This is a genomic window from Bradyrhizobium cenepequi, from assembly GCF_020329485.1.
GTDB lineage: Bacteria > Pseudomonadota > Alphaproteobacteria > Rhizobiales > Xanthobacteraceae > Bradyrhizobium > Bradyrhizobium cenepequi.
Genome location: NZ_JAGKJI010000126.1, coordinates 1 through 2,253, shown reverse-complemented (window position 1 = coordinate 2,253; position 2,253 = coordinate 1). Strand labels below are relative to the sequence as shown.

2 protein-coding genes and 1 pseudogene are annotated in these 2,253 nt (G+C 62.1%); all 3 read left to right on the top strand.

The window, feature by feature from the left end; genetic code table 11:
- A partial coding sequence (locus J6497_RS40405) for a transposase (RefSeq protein WP_225709709.1) occupies positions 1–278 on the top strand: 278 nt, incomplete at its 5' end.
- A gap of 13 nt (positions 279–291) precedes the next feature.
- Positions 292–1,098, top strand: a pseudogene (locus J6497_RS40400) (aldehyde dehydrogenase family protein); the annotation flags it as partial.
- Positions 1,099–1,648: 550 nt separating this feature from the next.
- Complete coding sequence (locus J6497_RS40395; protein ID WP_225709708.1) at positions 1,649–2,017, top strand: hypothetical protein; 369 nt, start codon at positions 1,649–1,651, stop codon at positions 2,015–2,017.
- The last annotated feature ends 236 nt before the right edge of the window (positions 2,018–2,253 follow it).

Sequence of the window (2,253 nt, the reverse complement as noted above, 5' to 3'; positions counted from 1 at the left end):
GATTGGCCTTCGACGCGCTGATCGCCGACAAGGCGTTCGACAGCAACGCCATCATCGCCGAACTCGATGCGCGCGGCGCCAAGGTCGTCATCTCCCAGCATCCGCGCCGCGCCAAGCCTCTCACCATCGACGAGGAGATGTACAAATGGCGGCATCTCATCGAGAACTTCTTCGGCAAGCTCAAGGAGTTCAAACGCATCGCCATGCGCGCCGAAAAGACCGATCAAAGCTTCGCCTCCATGATCCATCTGGTCGCGGCCGTGATAAACTCCCGATGAATCCCAACAGACCCTAGTTGAGCAGATAAATGCGACTGGCTATAGATTGACCTTTGGGCTCCACTCCCGCCTCGACGAGACGATCGCGCAAGTATCGAACAAGATTGAAGCGGGCAATATCTACGTCAATCGGAACATCATTGGCGCGGTGGTCGGTATCCAACCATTTGGCGGTTCAGGTCTCTCGGGTACCGGTCCCAAAGCCGGCGGTCCGCTGTATTTGGGCCGGCTTTTCGCTCGTCCTCGCAGGAAAACCTTCGACGGTAGGCCGACCATGGCCGCTCGCGCGTACCTGGAGTGGTTGCGTACAGAAGGGCGCTCGGACGAGGCGCGGTCCTGCGAACAGCATTTGTCGCGATCGGCCCTTGGAACAGAGATCGAGCTGCCCGGACTAGTGGGCGAACGCAACATATACCTGGTCAGGCCTCGAGGGGTCGTAGCTGCGGTAGCGCAGACGGAGCGGGCTCTCCTGATCCAAATCGGCGCCATTCTGGCGGCTGGCAATCGGGCCATCGTTCAGACATCCAATCCGGCGCGTGCAGTTTTCGATCGTCTCCCCGGCGAGCCCAGGGATCAGATTAGGTTGGTGAAAGATTGGCGCGAGATAGACACCGTCGATGCCATTCTGTTCGATGGCTCTGCGCAAGAGCTCATCGCTCTCAACAAGGAGGTAGCTCAGCGGCGGGGACCCATCATACCCGTCCTGGTAAGGGCCTCTGCCGGCGACGACTACGACATGGATATGCTCACGAAAGAGATCAGCATTTCGACGAACACGGCTGCTGCCGGCGGCAATGCCAGCCTCACGTCGATCGGATGATTGGGGCCGATATCTGTGTGGTTGTAGCCAAGTCATCGAGTGCAGAGGACCATGGTGTACCAAATGCCATTGGCACTTTTCCGCGACTAAGACTCATAATAACAGCCAAATGAGCATCTACAGCGGGGCCGGTATTTGCAATGGTGCGCGAGCATTCCATCTTAGGACTCGGCCCTATCAGAGAGGTCCGGGCGGCCGAGTGCCACAGCCCGGACGTGCAGCGAGACGACGCCGCTTCGCGCTTGATCCGAGGCTGGAGAGACTGAACGCCTGCCGCGCCGCCGTCGAGGACCTGCTTTTCGGCATGAGCCGCAGCCTCGCGGGCGCTTAGCCGGCTGCGCTCTGCGGAGAGGGCGCTCCATGAGGATCGACTGCGAGGTCCACGCCCTCCGCCGAGAGGGCCGGCGGGCCGCGCCCGTCATCGACGGCTCCTTGGGCACGGCTAGAAGGCGTTGCGTGCGATTGCGCGATCACGGGGCTGGTCCTGGTCCAGCCCGCCTTCCTGAACGGCGACCCGACGGAGCTCTTCGCCCAGGCAAGCCAGGCCCGAATGCCAGTGCGGCTCATTCCGCCCCTCGTGCAGCCGCTGGCGCCTGAGGTCCTGGAGGAGTGGGGCGGATCAGGCGCCGTGGGTTTGGCGCTAACCTTCGATGATCCAGATCCACTGGCCGAGAACCTTGAGGCGGCCCTTCAGCTGGGCCTACACTTGGAGGTGTCTGGCGGCGTCGAAGGACGTGAGCGCGTGGCCGAGCTGCTCCTGGCCGACGGCCATCGCTTGGTGTTCCGATGCTTTGGGCTTGCGGATAGCGCCCGCGATCCCGCGTGGGACCCGCGCCTTGAGGGGCTCCTGGCGCTCGTGCGGATTCCAATGATCGCGCGCAGGTATTCCAATCTGATGCCGCGCAGCGTTCCGATCTGATCGCGCGCAGGTGAAGTACCCGATCGTTAAAGGCAAATTGGCACTATCGTTAGCCCGTGGTCAAGCGGCTGCCGAAGAGATCGCGCCTGGTGTTTGATGGTGTTGCTCGACGGAGCGAAGCTGACCGGACGCGCACCCCCAACAGTGCCGTAGCGGCCGGTCAGCTTCGCGGGCTGCGGTCTCGGTCTTCATCGGCCGACGATGTGATCAAGGCCGAGGAAGAACGGGCTGGCGAC

Excerpts from the sequence above, each read along its gene's own strand:
- J6497_RS40395 (WP_225709708.1), top strand. The coding sequence starts at position 1,649 with ATGCCAGTGCGGCTCATTCCGCCCCTCGTGCAGCCGCTGGCGCCTGAG.